The sequence below is a fragment of the Dyadobacter sp. 22481 genome (genome assembly GCF_052044875.1).
Classification (GTDB): Bacteria; Bacteroidota; Bacteroidia; order Cytophagales; family Spirosomataceae; genus Dyadobacter; species Dyadobacter endophyticus.
Genome location: NZ_JBQENV010000001.1, coordinates 2547663 through 2564372, shown reverse-complemented (window position 1 = coordinate 2564372; position 16710 = coordinate 2547663). Strand labels below are relative to the sequence as shown.

General features: G+C 50.0%; 14 protein-coding genes. 6 read left to right on the top strand and 8 right to left on the bottom strand.

What is annotated here, in order from left to right; genetic code table 11:
* From ACTJJJ_RS10070 to ACTJJJ_RS10040, 7 genes are all read right to left on the bottom strand, one after another.
* A partial coding sequence (locus tag ACTJJJ_RS10070) for an SBBP repeat-containing protein (RefSeq protein WP_440701711.1) occupies window positions 1-6489 on the bottom strand: 6489 nt, incomplete at its 3' end.
* A gap of 101 nt (window positions 6490-6590) precedes the next feature.
* Window positions 6591-7220, bottom strand: coding sequence for a response regulator (locus ACTJJJ_RS10065; RefSeq protein ID WP_229221180.1), 630 nt, complete (start codon window positions 7218-7220; stop codon window positions 6591-6593).
* 41 nt (window positions 7221-7261) lie between these two features.
* On the bottom strand, window positions 7262-7885 hold the full coding sequence (locus tag ACTJJJ_RS10060; protein ID WP_188928062.1) for a response regulator transcription factor: 624 nt from the start codon (window positions 7883-7885) through the stop codon (window positions 7262-7264).
* 104 nt (window positions 7886-7989) lie between these two features.
* Window positions 7990-9315, bottom strand: coding sequence for a T9SS type A sorting domain-containing protein (locus ACTJJJ_RS10055; RefSeq protein WP_426293913.1), 1326 nt, complete (start codon window positions 9313-9315; stop codon window positions 7990-7992).
* Between the two features lie 84 nt (window positions 9316-9399).
* Window positions 9400-10041: a hypothetical protein gene (locus tag ACTJJJ_RS10050; protein ID WP_426293914.1), complete on the bottom strand. Its 642-nt coding sequence runs from the start codon at window positions 10039-10041 to the stop codon at window positions 9400-9402.
* A gap of 64 nt (window positions 10042-10105) precedes the next feature.
* Window positions 10106-10993, bottom strand: coding sequence for a tail fiber domain-containing protein (locus ACTJJJ_RS10045; protein ID WP_426293915.1), 888 nt, complete (start codon window positions 10991-10993; stop codon window positions 10106-10108).
* 131 nt (window positions 10994-11124) lie between these two features.
* Window positions 11125-11253, bottom strand: coding sequence for a hypothetical protein (locus tag ACTJJJ_RS10040; protein ID WP_426293916.1), 129 nt, complete (start codon window positions 11251-11253; stop codon window positions 11125-11127).
* 898 nt (window positions 11254-12151) lie between these two features.
* Here ACTJJJ_RS10040 and ACTJJJ_RS10035 point away from each other — a divergent pair.
* The 5 genes from ACTJJJ_RS10035 (at window position 12152) to ACTJJJ_RS10015 (ending at window position 15649) form a co-directional block, all read left to right on the top strand.
* Window positions 12152-12544, top strand: a complete 393-nt coding sequence (locus ACTJJJ_RS10035) for a hypothetical protein (RefSeq protein ID WP_426293917.1) — start codon at window positions 12152-12154, stop codon at window positions 12542-12544.
* A 100-nt stretch (window positions 12545-12644) separates the two neighbouring features.
* A complete protein-coding gene (locus ACTJJJ_RS10030; protein WP_426293918.1) occupies window positions 12645-13181 on the top strand; it encodes a Crp/Fnr family transcriptional regulator in 537 nt (178 codons plus the stop codon).
* Between the two features lie 85 nt (window positions 13182-13266).
* Window positions 13267-14442, top strand: coding sequence for an epoxide hydrolase family protein (locus ACTJJJ_RS10025; protein ID WP_426293919.1), 1176 nt, complete (start codon window positions 13267-13269; stop codon window positions 14440-14442).
* A 108-nt stretch (window positions 14443-14550) separates the two neighbouring features.
* A complete protein-coding gene (locus ACTJJJ_RS10020) occupies window positions 14551-15096 on the top strand; it encodes a DUF6843 domain-containing protein (RefSeq protein WP_426293920.1) in 546 nt (181 codons plus the stop codon).
* 163 nt (window positions 15097-15259) lie between these two features.
* Window positions 15260-15649 (top strand): hypothetical protein, encoded by a 390-nt coding sequence (locus ACTJJJ_RS10015; RefSeq protein WP_426293921.1) that lies wholly within the window; start codon window positions 15260-15262, stop codon window positions 15647-15649.
* Window positions 15650-15667: 18 nt separating this feature from the next.
* Here the strand turns inward: ACTJJJ_RS10015 and ACTJJJ_RS10010 are convergent, their stop codons facing one another.
* A complete protein-coding gene (locus tag ACTJJJ_RS10010) occupies window positions 15668-16147 on the bottom strand; it encodes a hypothetical protein (RefSeq protein ID WP_426293922.1) in 480 nt (159 codons plus the stop codon).
* Window positions 16148-16380: 233 nt separating this feature from the next.
* Between ACTJJJ_RS10010 and ACTJJJ_RS10005 the strand changes: the two genes are divergently transcribed.
* Complete coding sequence (locus ACTJJJ_RS10005) at window positions 16381-16707, top strand: PadR family transcriptional regulator (RefSeq protein WP_426293923.1); 327 nt, start codon at window positions 16381-16383, stop codon at window positions 16705-16707.
* Window positions 16708-16710: the final 3 nt, after the last annotated feature.

Below are 16710 nucleotides of genomic sequence, written 5' to 3'. Positions count from 1 at the left end.
GCTTGTCGTGTTCACCGTGCTGTCAGTCAGTGCATTGGCATCATGGAATACGTTACCAGACAAGTTCACAATTGGCGTCGTGAACGGTTTGGTTACCGAACTTTCGTTGCTTTCCAAACCGCCGTTGTCAGTCACGGTGAACGGTACATCCACAGTCGGGTTGCCATCGATCGGGTCAACGAGCACTTCCAAACCGGTTACGGGAACAGTTACACCCGAATCAGGGAATACTTGTTGCCCGGCTCCCGGAGTCTGGCCTGGTGCCACATAAGTCGTTCCATTGATCGTTACCGTGGTCACATTTGCAGGGAATTCTGTGAATGTGATGCTCTGTACGGTCCCATCCGGATCGGTGAAGTTGAAATCATCGGAGATATCCACGGTCACCGTGCCGCCAGGGTTTGGCGAAGAAGGCAGTGCCTCGTCGGTCGTAACCGGCGGCTGCTGCACACCAAAGTTCGCATTGGTCACGTCGGTAGTGGTCACTGTGATGTTTGGCAAAATACCATTCACCGTTCCGTCGCTTCCCGCATTGGTACCCAGGTGTTCACCCGTGTTATTCCAACCGGTAGGCAGGCTAGGTGTCGTCGAGCCAGCCGCTGTCTGATGCAATACCACGCTGTAAGTACCTGGCTCTACATCACCGAAGTCGTAAGAACCGTCTGCATTCACAGGAACAGTCGCTACCACAGCACCAGTGCTGTCGATAAGCGATACGAAAAGGCCAGTCGGGATCGTAGTCACCGAGCCGGTTGTATTGACTGTATTGTCAGTCAATGCATTGGCGTCGTGGAAGACGTTGCCGGAAAGTTGTACAACCGGTACAGTGAAGTCGGCGGTTACAGTGCTGACGTTACTTTCCAGTCCGCCATTGTCGGTCACAAAGAACGGGATTTCTACTACCGCGCCGCCATCGACAGGATCGACAACAACAGACAGGCCTGTCGCAGGAAGCGTTAGGTTACCAGCCGGCCAAACTTGCTGTCCAGCACCCGGAGTTGTGCCCGGGGCCACATAGGTTGTGCCATTGATGGTGATCGTCGTAACATCCTCGGGGAATTCCGTGAAGGTAATCGATGCAACAGTTCCATCAGTATCAGTCAGGCCGAAATGCGAGGTCAGGTCAACGGTCGTCGTACCACCAGGGTTTGGCTGGGTCGGCTCTGTCCCGCCGGTGGTTACCGGTGGCAGCTGAATACCGAAGTTTGCATTGGTTACATTGGTTCCCGCTACGGTTACACCGGTAAGGATACCATTCACACCCGCGTCGCTACCTACGCCTGAGCCCAGGTTCTCGCCCGTGTTCACCCATCCCGCAGGGAGGCTTGGAGTAGTAGAACCAGTTGAAGTCTGGTGCAATACGATGCTGTAATCGCCGGGAGCGGTTACACCGAAATCGTAAGTGCCATCTGCATTCACAGGAACTGTTTTTACAGCCGCACCGGTGTTATCCACCAAAGTCACAAACAGACCGGTCGGGATAGCTGGGTCGGTGGCTGTGCTGTTGACAGTCACATCTTTCAAAGCATTGGCATCGTGGAATACATTACCTGTCAGCGTTACTGGTGCAAAACATGCCTCAGGCGCATTGATAGCTACATTGACCTGTTTCACCAACTGGCATTGACTTGCATTATCGGTCACAGTCACTGTGTAAGTTCTCGGCGAGCTGGTAGTGACGGTCGGGTTGGCGATGAATGCATTGGAAAGGCCGATAGACGGGCTCCATGCGTACGAGTAACTTCCCGACGAGGTTACATTCAAAGGCAGGCTTGCCGAAGTACCTTCACACAATGTCACATCGCCTGTGGTAGCGGAGATGGTGTTCGCGTTCACTACAACGACTACCTCTTTATAGTTGCTGCAACCGGTTACCGTGTTAGTCTGTGTAAGGCGGTAAGTCTGGGTAGAATTAGCGGCGATCGTAGTAGACGTCGCGTTCGGGCTGGTTACGCCAGCGACAGGGCTCCATTGCCAGGTACTGTTTGCAGGAGCGGCTCCGGCCAGCGCCAGGGTTGCCACGCCGCCTTCGCAAATCGCAGTGTTACCCGTGATGGTAAAGTTGTTAGGCGTATTGACGGTTACTATTACCTGATCGGTCGTAGTACAGCCATTTATAGTAACGCTAACCGTGTAGGTGGTTGTTACGGTCGGCTTCACTGTCGGCTGGGCCACATTAGCGGCGCCTACGATGCTCGCTCCTGTCCAGGAATAGGTCGCACCTGCGATGGCAGGGGTGCCGATTACGGCGGATTCACCAGGGCACAAGGTGGCGTCGCTGCCAGCATTGGCCGACGGGCTCACTTTAACCTGATCGGTGAACACACAACCGCTAGGCAGGGTCACTGTTACCGAATAGATCGTTTCTGTGGTCACGGTGGCAGTCGGATTAGCCGCAGTTGCGCTGCTCAAACCGGTTGCCGGTACCCAAAGGTATGTCGCTCCGGCAGGGGCCGCCGGGTTTCCGGCTGCTCCATATCCTATCGCAATGGGACCCGCAGGACATACGCTCTGGTCGGCCAGATCCAGGCCGGTTACGGGATTGACAGTCAATGTCACCTGATCGGTCAGCGGGGTGCTACATCCGGGATAGCTTACTTTTACCACGTAGGTAGCCGTTGCTGTCGGGTTGAGCACAGTCGGGTTGGCAGCTGTGGTGCTGCTGAGCCCAATCGCGGGCGTAACGCCATCGGCCATAAACCATTCGTATTGTGCCAACGGCTCGGCCGATCGTCCCAGCTGCGCAGGCTCTCCCTGGCAAGTGGTGATAGCTGCGCCTGCATACTCGCCGGTGGTAACGGTGTTGCGTAGTACAACCGTATCCTTGTCCATACAGCCCGACAACGGGTCAGTAACGGTCACAATAAAACTTTGGGGCGTCGCAGCTGCGAATTGTACCTGTGGCTGGGCATCGGTTGGGCCTGTACCATTGGTCCATGCTGCATTGGAAGGTTCCCATGCGTAGGTCCAGTTGGTACCGGCGGGGGCGGGGCTGCCCAGGGTCACGGTCGCGCCGTTACAAACTGCACGGTCGTTGCCTGCGTCGGCAACCGGTGCGGATACATTCACCATCAGGGTGTCGCGGTTGCGGCAGCCGGAAGCGGTTTCAGTAATAGCCACACGGAACTGGGTTGTACCATTGACGGTTGCGGTCGGGTTGGAAGCCGTGCTGCTGCTCAACCCGGTAGCGGGATCCCACAGGTAAGTAAAGCCTGCCACCGCCGTGCTGCCGATTTGAATGGCCGTTCCCGGACAAGTGTATTTGTCTTCCGCTGTGAATACCGGTAATGACCATCCCGGAGGGTTGATCACAATTGATTTCTGGCAGGAGATAGACCCATCAAATTTGTTGGTAATCGTTACGGTGATCGTCGCTTGCGCGGTGGAGGTAATGGTTACCGTCGGTGCACTTGCATTGTCAACCAGGTTGGCAGGGCTCCATGAGAAGTTGTAGTTGGATGGGTCAGCGATGCTGGTACCCAGTTTCAGGGCCACTGCACCGAATACTTTCGGACAAGCCTGGTCTGAAAGTGTGAGTATTTCAAAATCACAGCCTCCCGTACCTGTGCATGGCTGCACCGACACGTCAGCCGAGCAGGTCACGCCATTCAGGGTGACTGTGCGGCGGAAGACGGTTACACCGCTGTTGCTTTTCAGGTAAGCATCCTGGCCCGCGTTGGCGGTTTGCAGAATCGAACCGTCTCCGGACACGACGCTCCACGTATAGGTTGCGCCTGCTGCATTTTGCTCATCCATGTGTCTGCTCCAAAGAGGTCCGCAAACAGTTTCATCCTGGTTAGTGATGCGGTTGTTCAGCACTGATACTTTCACTTCGTCGGTGAAGGAGCATCCTCCTTTAATGGCAGATACCGTATAATTGATCGTCCCACCAGCCACGGCTGCGGTTCCGGCATTGAACACGGGATTGGCCACCTGCGAAGCGGAAAGATACTGACCCGATGTCCAGGTATAGGCAAATGTAGCGTCCGCGGCGCCGCCCAGGGTGACAGAGGTATTCTTACAAATCGTCTTGTCCGTGCCTGCAAACGCCAATGTGCTATTTGGGGCTGTCACCGGGGTTACGGTGATGTCATCCGTCGTAACACAAGTTGTTCCGCTCTTTTGCTGCACCGTCACTGTCAACCGGTATACGGTCGCGGTTGTTGGGTTAGCAATGGGCTGCGCACAGGTGGTACAGCTTAGTGATGAAATCGGGTCACCGGAAATCCTTGTCCACACATATGAAACCGAAGGGCTCGAAACGGGTGGCGCGCCGATCTGAACGCCACCGGCCCCCTGGCAGATCGCCTTGTCGGTGCCTGCATTGGCGATAGCGGGAACGATTGTAACCTGATCGATATCCACGCAGCCTACGGCATCGGTTACCTGTAATGTGTAGGTCGTTGCTTCGGTAACGCCTGGTGTAGTCCAAGTGCCGGTAGAAGCGAGCGGTGTACCGTTGCTGGTGCTGCCTTCATACCACGCATAAGTGTAGGAAGGCGTCCCGCCGGAAGCGGTACCTGCGAGCTGTACCGTATTCGAGCCGGGTCCGCAGACAAACCACTGAGGCCCGTCGGCATTGGCAATAGGCGATACATCGGTACCGATGATCACCGATGCCACCCCGGAGCTGTCTACTGTTTTGAAACCGCAAAAGCCGTCGTTGACCTTCACGATCCGGCGGTAGTAAGCCGAGGTATTTCTGGCCAGTGGCTGTAAATCCTTGAAGACCTCACCGGGCATGTCGGTCCACGGCCCTGTCGCGCTTTCAGCAATTTGCCATTGGTAAAGCATCGTCGTGCTGTACCCGGCCGGAGCAGTAATCGTTGCCGGACTGGCATTGATCACCTGTGGAATACCCAGGATACAGGCCTGCTGACTAGCCGGCGAAAGCGTAGTTGTAGCGAACTGAAGGTTAGGAATGGGCTGTGCTGAAAGCTTCCAAACATACTGGGAGCGAATATTTACATTCGCCGTCGGCGTGACTGCATAGTGGCAAGGGCCGAATTGGGCGTCAGTCAAATAAGTCCCGGCCGCATAGATATCGCCCGCAGCGTCAACACCAACGGATAGCCCGTCATCAAGGGCTAAGGTAGCGGCTGCCCCTCCCGCTGTTTTGATCCATACGAAACCCGCATCGGTGGTGTATTTGCTTACAAAAATGTCTGTGCTGGCGATGAAAGAGCCCCGATTGGTCACCTTAACAACCCCTGCGCCCGGATCCCAGTCGCGATCCAGGAGCGCGGCCGCATTTGAATAGCGACCAGTGGCCAACAGGTTTCCGGCATTGTCGAGCGTAATGTCTCCAACAACATTACCCTGAAACATTCCCCAGACGTAATTCCCGCTTCCATCCCATTTGGTGATGAAACCGGCTGCTGGGATGTCGGTGGTACCCGGACCCGGGTCCAGGTCCATAGTTCCTGCTGCGTTTCCTCCAATATAGATATTACCGGCATTGTCTGCCTCGATCTCGCTCACCGAACTGGAGCTGGTATTTGCAATCGTCTTGACCCACTGAAATGTTCCGGCGCCGTCCAGCTTTGTGACAAATCCCGTTTGGGTGGTCGTTGCAGGAACAGTAAAGGGCCCAAAATCAGAAGCCCCACTATTTGAATTCACAGTACCTCCGACAAATACATTGCCATTGCCATCAACATCCAGTGTAGTTCCATTGTCGTTCAATGGGCCACCCATTCGCCTGGCCCATATAAATGTGCCATCGGGAGCCAATTTTAGAACATATGCATCACTCCATCCGCCCGGGGACGTCAACGCGGAAACACCGCCACCCGGGTTGAAATCGACTGTATTGGCGAAGATACCGGCAACATAAATATTCCCGGTACCATCGGTCTTGATGTCATTCCCAGCGCCGTTGGTCACCACCTCTGCGGAAACGTCCGCTAATCTGACAGCCCAGGAATAATTTCCGTTACTGTCGAGCTTAAGTATAAACGTTTCCGTGCCGCTTGTCACTCTGGTCGAAAGTTCTGCCACACCGCTGCCTGGGTTGAAGTCGGCGGTTCCTCTGAAGGACCCGGTGATAACCAGGTTTCCGGACGCATCCACCGCGATGGCAGACGTGTTGATCACAGACGTAGCGCTGATCTGTTTGACCCACATCAGATTCCTGTTTTTATCCAGCTTCTGGATATAAGCATATTGGCCGGAAGTGCCTACGGTCAAGGGGCTTACGCCGGGGCCCGGATCGAAATCAACTGTTTCGACGGAACGCCCGATCATATAGGTATTTCCGGCCGCGTCCGTAATGCCGCCTTGCGGAATGGCTTGTGCTGCCGGTGTAACAAGGCCGGCTTCTGCGATCCAGACCTGGCCTACATCCTGCGCTTTCGCGGGAACGGAATTAAGCCAGAGTATCAAAAAGCAGCATAAAATGGCCAGCCCGGGGAAGCCAGCCATTCGTGTTCGATTCACCAACCGCGTGACGGTGGATACAACGAACTTGATAAATAATTGTTTCTTCATTTAATGTAGAGTTTGGTTCGTGAAAAGAGCCTTTTGAACGTGCATTTTTATTTTATCATAGGCAACAGCGGATTAGGATGAACGACTTTCAGGGTTGTGCGTTAGCGCTCGACTTTCTTTGCCAGCTCGATGACACTTGATACGCCCAGTTTTTCGAATATTCTGGCTTTATAGGTGCTGACCGTATTTGCGCGGAGGTTTAAACTCAATGCGATTTCTTTAACCCACTGGCCTTCTATCAGCCTGTCCATCACTTCCTTCTCACGACCGGATAGCCCGTTAGCTTTTTTCACGCGTTTTGCGGATCGGTTGTTTGCGGTAACGGCTTCCAGCAATCGCTCTTGGACCGCCAGGCTCACATACCGTCCGTTTTTCAGGACCGTAGCGATCGCACTAACCATCTCCTCTTTTTTGGCTGATTTAGACAAGTAGCCGTTCGCCCCGGCAGTGATGTATTCCAGGGCGTGCGTTTGTTCATCTGCGGCCAAACATATGAGTATGATAGTGCCAGGTTGTATTTGCCTAATGCGTTCGATCGTCGACCTGCGTTTTTCTCCCGGGATGTCGATATCCAGGATAACCAGATCAAACTGCGATCTTTGGATATGCGATATTCCAGCCTCAAAACTGTCGACTTCCGTGATTGTTGCCTCACGATACAGTTCGTTAAGCACAATCTTCTGACTCATGCGGACCAACAAGTAGTCTTCAATCAATAGAATTTTCATCATTTGGAAATGTGCTGATTAGGGTGCTGAGAAATGGTTGGCTGTTATTGTCTCTTGTTAAGCAAAACCCGGTTAAGCTTGATGGCCAGTTCAACGATGTTGTCAACTTCGAGTTTGCGGAAGATTTTACGCTTGTAGTAGCCCACGCTTTTGGGACTTGTTCCGGTGATGATTGCGATCTCCTGGTGCGACTTGTTGATCACCAGCAAATCGGCCATTACTTCTTCTCTTTTGGTCAATTTCTGGTTAAGTGGTTTTTCGACAATATGTGACAGTAGCTGCTGCTGAATATCGGAACTGACGAACCTGACATTCTTTTCGGCCCTTCTGAGCCCCTCATTGATTTCTTCCGGCAAAGCCTTATTTGAAAAAAGCGCTGCTACTCCCGCCCGGATAAAGCGGTACATAAATTGGGTCTGCTCGCCCAGGTTAACGAGAATGGCTGTTTCGGGATTCTGTTTTCTGAATACGCCCAGCAGTGATATATCCTTTGCGTCTGAGGTGCCTGCATCCAGTATCATAGCCCGGAACTTTTGCCTGGCTGAATATTCATTGGCATTTCGCAGAGAATCGGTTTCATCAATGAGGCTTTCGGGGTCTTCACGTTTGATGACCGCACGTATCGCGATGGAAAATAAATGGTTATCGGTAACGATTAATATCGTCATGGTTTGGTAGGGTTATTCATGTAAATGGTGCTTGCGTAATCTGCGTACGAGAATGAATGCGAAATCCGGGTGGCGATTTTGCCACCCGGAGCGCATTCCCGTCATTACCTGGTAACGGCTATTTTGTGTGTGTTGATAGTGCCGTCAAACAGGGTCATAGTCATGATGTAAATGCCTTGCGGGAGCATTGTTACATCAATTCCGGCGGAAGACGGCTGCTGGTTTTTGATCACCTTTACACCGCTCGTATTCACGATATCTATTTGCTTGACCAGCTCATGGTCCCGGATCAGGATTTTGTCCACGGCTGGGTTCGGATAAGGCGCTATACCTTTTTCACTTTGAAATGAGACCTCACGTATTTGGCTATACGCAAACGTATTATCTAAATCGACCATTCTAAGTCTGTAAAGATTCTGGCCTGCCAGCGGGCTCGCGTCCACGTGGGAGTAATTGACGAGCACTCTGCTGTCTCCCTGCGAAGCCACCGAGGCGATCCGGCTCCATTGCTTTCCGTTGCTGCTGCGTTCGATATCAAAACGGTCGCTGTTGGTTTCCTCGGTTGTCGACCAGTTGAGTACCACAGTCCTGCTTTCCGCAGCTGCTGTGAATTTGGTTAAAGTGACTGGCAACGGCAGAATCAGCGATGCAAACGTATAGGCGGTGTAGGTATCCGGCGCCAGTGGTGAGCTCGTTGTGATAGAACCGGCAGAGAGGTCGCTGCTGCCGCCCAATACCGAGGTAACATCCACTTTGGAGGGAATGGCTACCCATTGCGTCCCGTTCCATCCGACGATCGTGAGTTTGGCAAGGTTACTGCCTGTCAAAGAGGCTATGGCGCTTCCTGTGTCCCAGGTCAATGTCAGCGGTGTTGCATTTGCCCCATCGATATCCCAGTATTCGACCGTACTGACGACATCGACATTAGTTCCCATGCTGCTGGTAGCAAAGGGGCCTCCGCTGGGAAGGGCAGTATAGTTGGATCCTGTAAAAAGGTTGCTGGTAATGGCAGTATTGGCATCGGCGTGAAAGTAAGCGCCCATAACGCCATCGGCCGAAGCAGCAAACTGGCCAACAAAACCGTTGTCGCCGACAGGAAAGACGAATGCGCCCGCGCCGTATTTGCGCACGTACCCGTCCACGTAACCCGCATCGGAAGCACCTGTGGAAGTGAGGTTGTCGCCGGCGAAGTTGAGCACGCCGAAATTACCTGCTGCGCGTTCGGTCAGGATCACGCCCGGCTGTGCGCCTCCGCCTCCGGTGATGAAGTTATGGTTGCTGAAAAAGGTCATCTGGGCGCCTCCGAAGATGGTGGTGTTCCCCTGGCTGCCTTCCTGGGCCTGGGCAAAATGCCCGACTAGAAGCAATGCCGAGGACACTGCCATGCTAATCCATCCTTTTTTGGATGAAATGGTATAGTTTTGATTCATTGCCAAGTCTGTTTAATGCTTTGAGATTGATGTTTGTGTTTGAAAGCTATTAGCTTTCAATCCGCGATCAGCTAAGCGAGGATATTAGAACGGCCCTATAGCGTAGGTTTCAAGAAATTGGACGGTACCGGTAAAATAGCCCGTGTAAAACCAAAAATAGAGTGTCTGAGGCCCGGCCACAGTAACCCGGAATGATGGCGTTGTATGGTGAGCGCTAGACGCAATAACTACCCATTCTGTTGCAATGCCGGCTTCAAGGTAAGTTGAAGAACTGGTTGACAAAGCGGTGTTAATAAAAGCTTGATTCCCGGCCGGATAAGTTGTGGCAGCGGTTGGCGTCATCCACCTGGCGGTAACCATGTAGGTACCTGCTCTAGGAAGAGTGATGCTTGCACCTGAATAGGTTTGCGTTCCAGCACCAGTTGCAACTGTGATCTGATTCCCAAGCGTACCATTGACCATCGCCCCCGACAAAGGATATTGCCAGGCCGTTCCACCGACCGCATCCGAAGTCAAAACTTTCCCCGCGCCCTCTGTACCATCGGTAATGGTTACCTGGCCTGTTGTTTTGTCGACTTTCGTCTTACGTCCGGGAGTAGACGCTTCCACTTCCAGGTTGGAGTTAGGCTCGATAGTGGTCGGGTTGGTTCCGATCTTCACCTGGGCAAATGCGGCGGATGAGCCCAAAAGCATTGCTGCTGCAAATAGTAGGTTTTGTGGTTTCATGTGGTTACAGAGATGTTTTATAGCGTTTATGTGAAACTTTCGTTAGGTCCGACGATCCGGCGTCTTACCGGCTTACGGATTTTGTATTTTCGCCACTGCCTAGAATCTGTTCCATTCGGGATATACGGTTGTTGAGGTCCGTGTCAGAGGCTTCCTTGCGTTTTAACTCGGCACGTAGCTGGGCTCTTTCGTTTTTTAGCGATTCTACCTCCTGGCTAAGCTCTTGCACCGATTTCACCAGCATGGGAACGAGCTTGCTGTAATCGACCTGCCAGGGCTTAATCTTCTCATCGTCGCTACCCACGCTGACGGCCTGCGGATAAATTTGATGCAGCTCCTGAGCCAGTACCCCTGTGGCCAGCGTTTTTTTGGAATCGGCTTTGTAGTTGTAATCGTACACTTTGACTGCTTTCAGCGCTTCCAGTCCAAATTTCGTGGCGTGGATGTTTTCCTTCAGACGCTTGTCCGAAGTAGTACCGTAAATTACCCCACCCGCGCCGTTGTATGTGATTGCGCCAACACCACCCGGAACGCCATCTACACTAAAAATAGCGAACGAATTTTCAATGGTACCCGAAGGCTTGGAGAGGTGGAGCGGGGCGCCGCCTCTACGCTGGATACCAACCCAACAATCGCCAGCGCCGGCGCTGATCTCCACACCGTCTATATTGGATGTTCCAGTCCAGATGGTTCCGGTTTGTTCGCCGGTTTGTGAGAGGATCTTCGTAGTTCCCCGGATATCCAGCCAGGCTTGCGGCAGTGCGGTGTTAATACCAACGGCGCCGGATTGCAATACCACCGTATGCGTGTTACTACTGGATTCCACATCCAGGTGCGCTCCCGTACTTATCGTGGTGGGGTTCGCCCCAATTTTTACCTGCGCAAAGGAGCCATTTGAAGCCGCTACAACGGCGACAAAAGAAATGACGGATAACAGTCGTCTTGTTTTCATAAGGAATCGTTATGTTTTAATTTGACAATGAATGAGAACCGTATTGATGGACCCGTTAATCGATCTTGGTAAAGATCATGTATGCACGCCCGCGGGTGGCGGTCCAGATGGGGGGACCGGTGGGTTTTCCGTCAGTGCGCATGATGCAGGCTGGGATCGATCGTCGTTGCGTTTGACCCGATCTTGAACTGAGCATTGGTAGCAGGCCCGTGCAGCAGTAAACCAGCTATTAGTGTAGAAAATAGTATACGTGTTGTCATAGAATTAGTGTTTTGGATTAACTATTCACGTGTTATCTATTCGAAATCCTCCGCGTATAAGAAAATTCAGCTTGATCTGTCGAATCGGAATTAAAGTGGGGTGTCAGGTAAGCAACGCCCGCTTGTGGATGTTACTTCTGGAAGCAAACATAGATAGGGTAGTTCAAATCTGCCTATCGACATCTATGAAAATGACTAAGAAATAGATCGACAATTGTAGTATTTATATTACAAATAATGCTCCTGGTTTTGGGTTGTAAGCGCACGTTACCACTAAGGGTAAACTTCGATTATTGAATGAGGGGCGGCCGGGCAGCCAACGGCCCGGAGGAGTGGTTATATCCGTGTTGAAGGCTTACGAAGCTTAAATCGAGCCATTCGCGTTACAATCACTGCCAGATTCGCAATTGTGTTGCGCTACCTTTGATGAAGTTGGGCAGTAACCAACCCGGCTTCTTATTCTTCTGAATGGAGTAAAAATTGGAACCGAAGATATAGCAGGTCTCTATAGTGTAGGGTAATATCTACAAGTGCGCACCGGTTGTGCAGCAGCTGATTTTCAAAACGATTGCATATTCCTGTCATTTCTGACATTAAGTTCTATGTTTGTTTCTTACGTCATTTTTTCGTGCCGTTTTGTAATTGAACCGCATTGTATTCAATGAATTCCGCTTGTTGCTCTACCAATTCCGCATTCTGGTCTATGAATTGGTTGTTTTTTGATTAAGTACCTTATTTTCTGGAACTTAAATGTATGATTGGTCAATCCGTCGCTGTTTTATGCCTATCTATCGAATCTGTTTTTGAAGGTGAGGTCCGGTGGTTAACATTGTGTCGGAAGTCGGGAGCGGAGCCGCCCCGATCGGTTTTAATCAATCATATTTAAACATAAGCAACCATGAAAACGCTCATCGCATCAGTGCTCTTAACAGCATTTCTTGTCTTCTCTTCAACGGGATATGCAAAACCCGGAACAGTAGCCTCGAACCTCGGCGGGGAAGAGGTAAAAACCAGATTTTGGGTTGTAACCACCACCAATGGAAAAATTGAAGTCAACGTTGTAAAAGCAGAAAAACAGGTTTTGGTAAATATTGTCGACCAGTTAGGGTATACCTTAGCATCTAAAACCATCGAAAAGGACGATGCTGCTACCCGTACAAGATTTGACCTTAGCGAGCTACCAGACGGGACTTACAAAGTTGTCTTGATTGACGGCAAACACAAAGAAGTAAAAAGCATCGAGTTAAATACCCGGTCGGTCGAGGCGCAGCGAATCGTATCTTTGGGATAACACATAAACCGGTAGGCAGCCTTTTCGCTCATGTTCAGCGGAAGGGCTGCCGCCTGCACACACGTAGCCTGAGCTATCATGTCAACGTTCTCAAAAATTCATGGCAGACCAATCCATACAAGCTGAATGGAGGAAATTCGGTTACTTGTTCACGCGGGAGGAAGTTCCGGCAAAGACCGTGCTGCTCGACGAAGGTCAGGCCGCTAAAAAGGTTTACTTTATTGAAAAAGGGTGCCTTCGGCTTTCCTTCAACAAGGACGGGAAAGATATCACTTTTCAGTTTTTCTTTGAAGGAGAGGGGGTTTCTTCGGCAGAAAGTTTCCGTTACAATCAACCAAGCCTCTATTCGATCGAGAGCCTTGAACCTTCCATTGTGCATACGCTCACCAGGAAGGATTACTTCGAGATCATCGAAGCCTCGCCGTTGATCAGGGAAGCGATGGAAGAGCAGACCCTCCAAAGGCTGCTGTATGTAGAAAAACTGTTTCTTTCAAGGATCAAAAACAGTCCCGAGGAAAGATATAGGGAATTGGTGGAGCAGCGCCCGGAAATCCTTCAAAGGGTGCCTCAACACTACATTGCCTCTTTCCTGGGCGTTACTTCCGTTTCTTTGAGCAGGATCAGAAACAGAAGGTAGCTTTATTAACAATTGTTATCGTCGACCAGCTGCATGGTGCCGATTTTTGTAATGTTATCAGTTTCACATTCAAAACTCGACAATCATGCGACCATTTAAAATTCAAATCTCCGACCAAGACATTGATGACCTCAAAAACAGACTTTCCAATGCCCGTTGGCCCAACCCAACAACGCAGAGCGGCTGGGAAAAGGGTGTTCCGGTTGATTATCTCAAGAAAATTGCCGACTATTGGCTAAACGAATTTGACTGGAAAAAGCAGGAGTCCAGATTGAATCAATACCCCCATTTCATCACTCAAATTCAAGGGCAGGACATCCATTATTTGCTTATTAAATCACCCAAAGCAAATGCAATTCCCTTGATGCTGATACATGGCTGGCCGGGGTCATTTGCGGACTTTACCAACATTATTGAACCGCTTACAAATCCTCAGGACTCGGCTCAGGCGGCATTTGACCTGGTTATTCCTTCCATCCCCGGCTTTGGATTTTCTGTGCCAGTCCATAGCAAAGGTTATAATATGTTCAGGATCGCAGCGACATTCACCGCTTTGATGGACCAGTTAGGTTATGAAAAATTCGCCGTGCATGGAGGTGACATGGGCGCTGGCATTGCCGGGATCATGTCGGGGGTTGCTGCGGATCATTTGATTGGGACACACATCAACTCGGACTTTTTCGCGGTAGCCGGACTGGGCATGTTTCCTTCAGATCACTCGTCTTTAACAGATCAAGAGAACGTCACACTGGAACGCATGAAGCAATATAAAAAAGACGGGACGGCCTATTTGAAAATACAGGCAACCAGACCGGAGACAGTCGGCGTTGCCTTGTCCGACAGCCCGGTGGGGCAGCTTGCATGGATCGTTGAAAAATATAAAGAGTGGACCGACCAGGACAAAAACCTGCCGGAAGATGCTATTGGTTTGGATCAGATGTTGACGAATGTCTCGTTGTATTGGTTCAATCAGTTGGGCGCGTCGAGCGCTGCAATCCTCTCTGAAAACATGAGTATGGCATTTGATTGGGGCGGCGACAAGTCACAGCAGGCCAACCAGTGGGCGCCTCCGAAGATTCCTTCCGCAATCGCTTGTTTTGGGAAAAAAGAAGATGAAAGCCTTTTGAAGAAATTGGCTTACTCCATGGGCGAACCCGACAGATGGTCTTTTTATGGAAAAGGATGCCATTTTCCGGCAATGGAGGTCCCCGATTTGCTGGTAGACGATCTCCGGCATTTCTTTTCAGCTATCCACAAATAGCTAGTTGGCACTGGTCGGTTGCGTTCGAAGCAACCAAACTTGCAGCTCGTAAGTGAGGGATCAGCTGAAAACCATTGCTTAGAGAAAAGTTGTTTAAATCTGGATTGTATGATTGACGAACAAGTTAAATTGAAAAGTATTACGGTTGCTCAATGCATAATACTGATCTGGTGTATCGCCTCATGCAATTTTTCGGAAAAAGAGATATACCGAATTTCTTACAATTATCAAGGTAATATCTTGATTTTGAGTGGCCTCAAAGATGGTTCGCAACGGTTATACGAGGGGGGGGCGCGTATTTACGACATTCCATCTACCGGTATATTGGTAACTCAGTTTGAGAAGGATTATGGAATGATCAATAAGCAGTTTACATACTTCCACCTTGGCCAGATAAAGCGCTTACCTGGAGTACATTTCCAGGATGACAAGACAAGACTTGACCAAAATAAAACCTATGCGTTTTATGGTAGGGGTTATAACATAGGTTTTCCACGAGAAGGGCAGATTGGCGTAGAAGTTCTGACTATATGTAAGCCGACTGAACTGCCAATTTATTCGAATGAACCATTCATAGAGTGCATAGCAAGTTTGCCATTAAAGGAGATCTCGTACGCAAACCTTGTTAAATTAAAGCGACAAATGTCAAAGTGAAATAGGTGCACTGGCGAGCAACAAAAGGCAAAGCCAACACCGGCGCGGGAGTTTATCTCTCACCATTGCAACTTTGATCGCCTGTGGAGTGTCTGGGCTTAAATCCGTTGCTATTTATACGATGAATTTGTAGGATTCTCAATCAATTTTAATCTGTGATCAAATGCAAATCTCCCAGATCTCAATTAAACTATCCGTTGCATTTGTGCTGATAGCACTCACGGGGGGATGCAACAAAGATGAAATCAACCCACAGCAAGCTATCCTTGGCAAATGGGAAAATTTCTACTCGGGTAACGGCGAATACCGACCACCGTATGACAAACCGGGAGGATATTGGAACTTCCTTACTGATAGCGTGCTGGTAGAGTACGATTTGACCACCAATCGAACGAACACCAGGAAATACTGGATTGATACGCTTTTGAATATAGGGACTCCCGGTGGAAGCATATCCTATTACACCGTCAAATTTTATGCTGACACGATGGAGCTTAATATTGAGAATAGAACAGCCATCAACTACGTATCAAAATGGAAACGAGTCAACTAGGCAATAAGGAACAGATCTTTACTGTTTGCTGGCAATAATTTTAATACTGCCCCCGGTTGGATCAGAAATGTCTTTTAATGGGTAATTTTCAGGAAGCAGGACGAATCCTAGACCTGCAAGCGAGGTACGCTCGGTATAAACGCCCTGAAAGATTGTTCCCTCATAAAAATGTGGTGCTGCCGATGACATCGCCAACTGATATTGACCATCCTTGCCTGACAAGCGTAACTGTCGGAAATAAACTGAACTTTGTTTTGATTTGTTGGTCCAGGAATACCCAAGGCTGAGCGAATCGGCACTTTTCCTGCTTACAATCACCTTGAAGTCTTCTACACCAATTTTGTTGATTTTGCCTGCCGAAAAGAGTGTATCATTATTAATAATGTAGGTCTGGACAGGATATTCGCCTCGAAGGCGAGCCGCATCGTCGTCTATGACACGATCCTTTTGGCATGCACAGAAAGCTAAAAGCAGTATGGGAAATAGTAATCTCAACATGGCTAGAAAATTTTGTAACCAAAAGTATCGTAATTTATAATATTTGAACGAAAATTATTACACAGATGCCAAGTGTAAAGTCATTTTCATAGTTCAGGAATGGACGCAATTTGTGCGATTTTGGACAAATAATTCACTAGAAATAAGTTAATTCTTTCATATTGAGGTTGTTATGCTTTTGGCATGCGATTTGTTTAGCAAATAGTAAGAAAATAAAGTGCTTGCAGAGAACTATGAGCAGAATCTACCTGGGTGAATTTGAAGAACTCGTTCTGTTGACGGTGGCGATCCTGAATGGAGCCGCGTATGGTCTCAATATTGCCGAAGAACTGAAACAACGAACCGACCGATCCATTAATCTCAGCGGCGTACATGTGGCATTGTACCGACTGGAAGAAAAGGGTTTTGTGAAATCCGAACTGGGCGGGGCCACAGCCGCCAGGGGAGGGCGTAGAAAGAGATTATTTTCGATCACGGCACACGGAAAACGCACGCTAAATGAAATGCGGCAGGTTCGTGAAGATTTGTGGGGAGCAATGACAAACCTGAATTTCTCATAATCT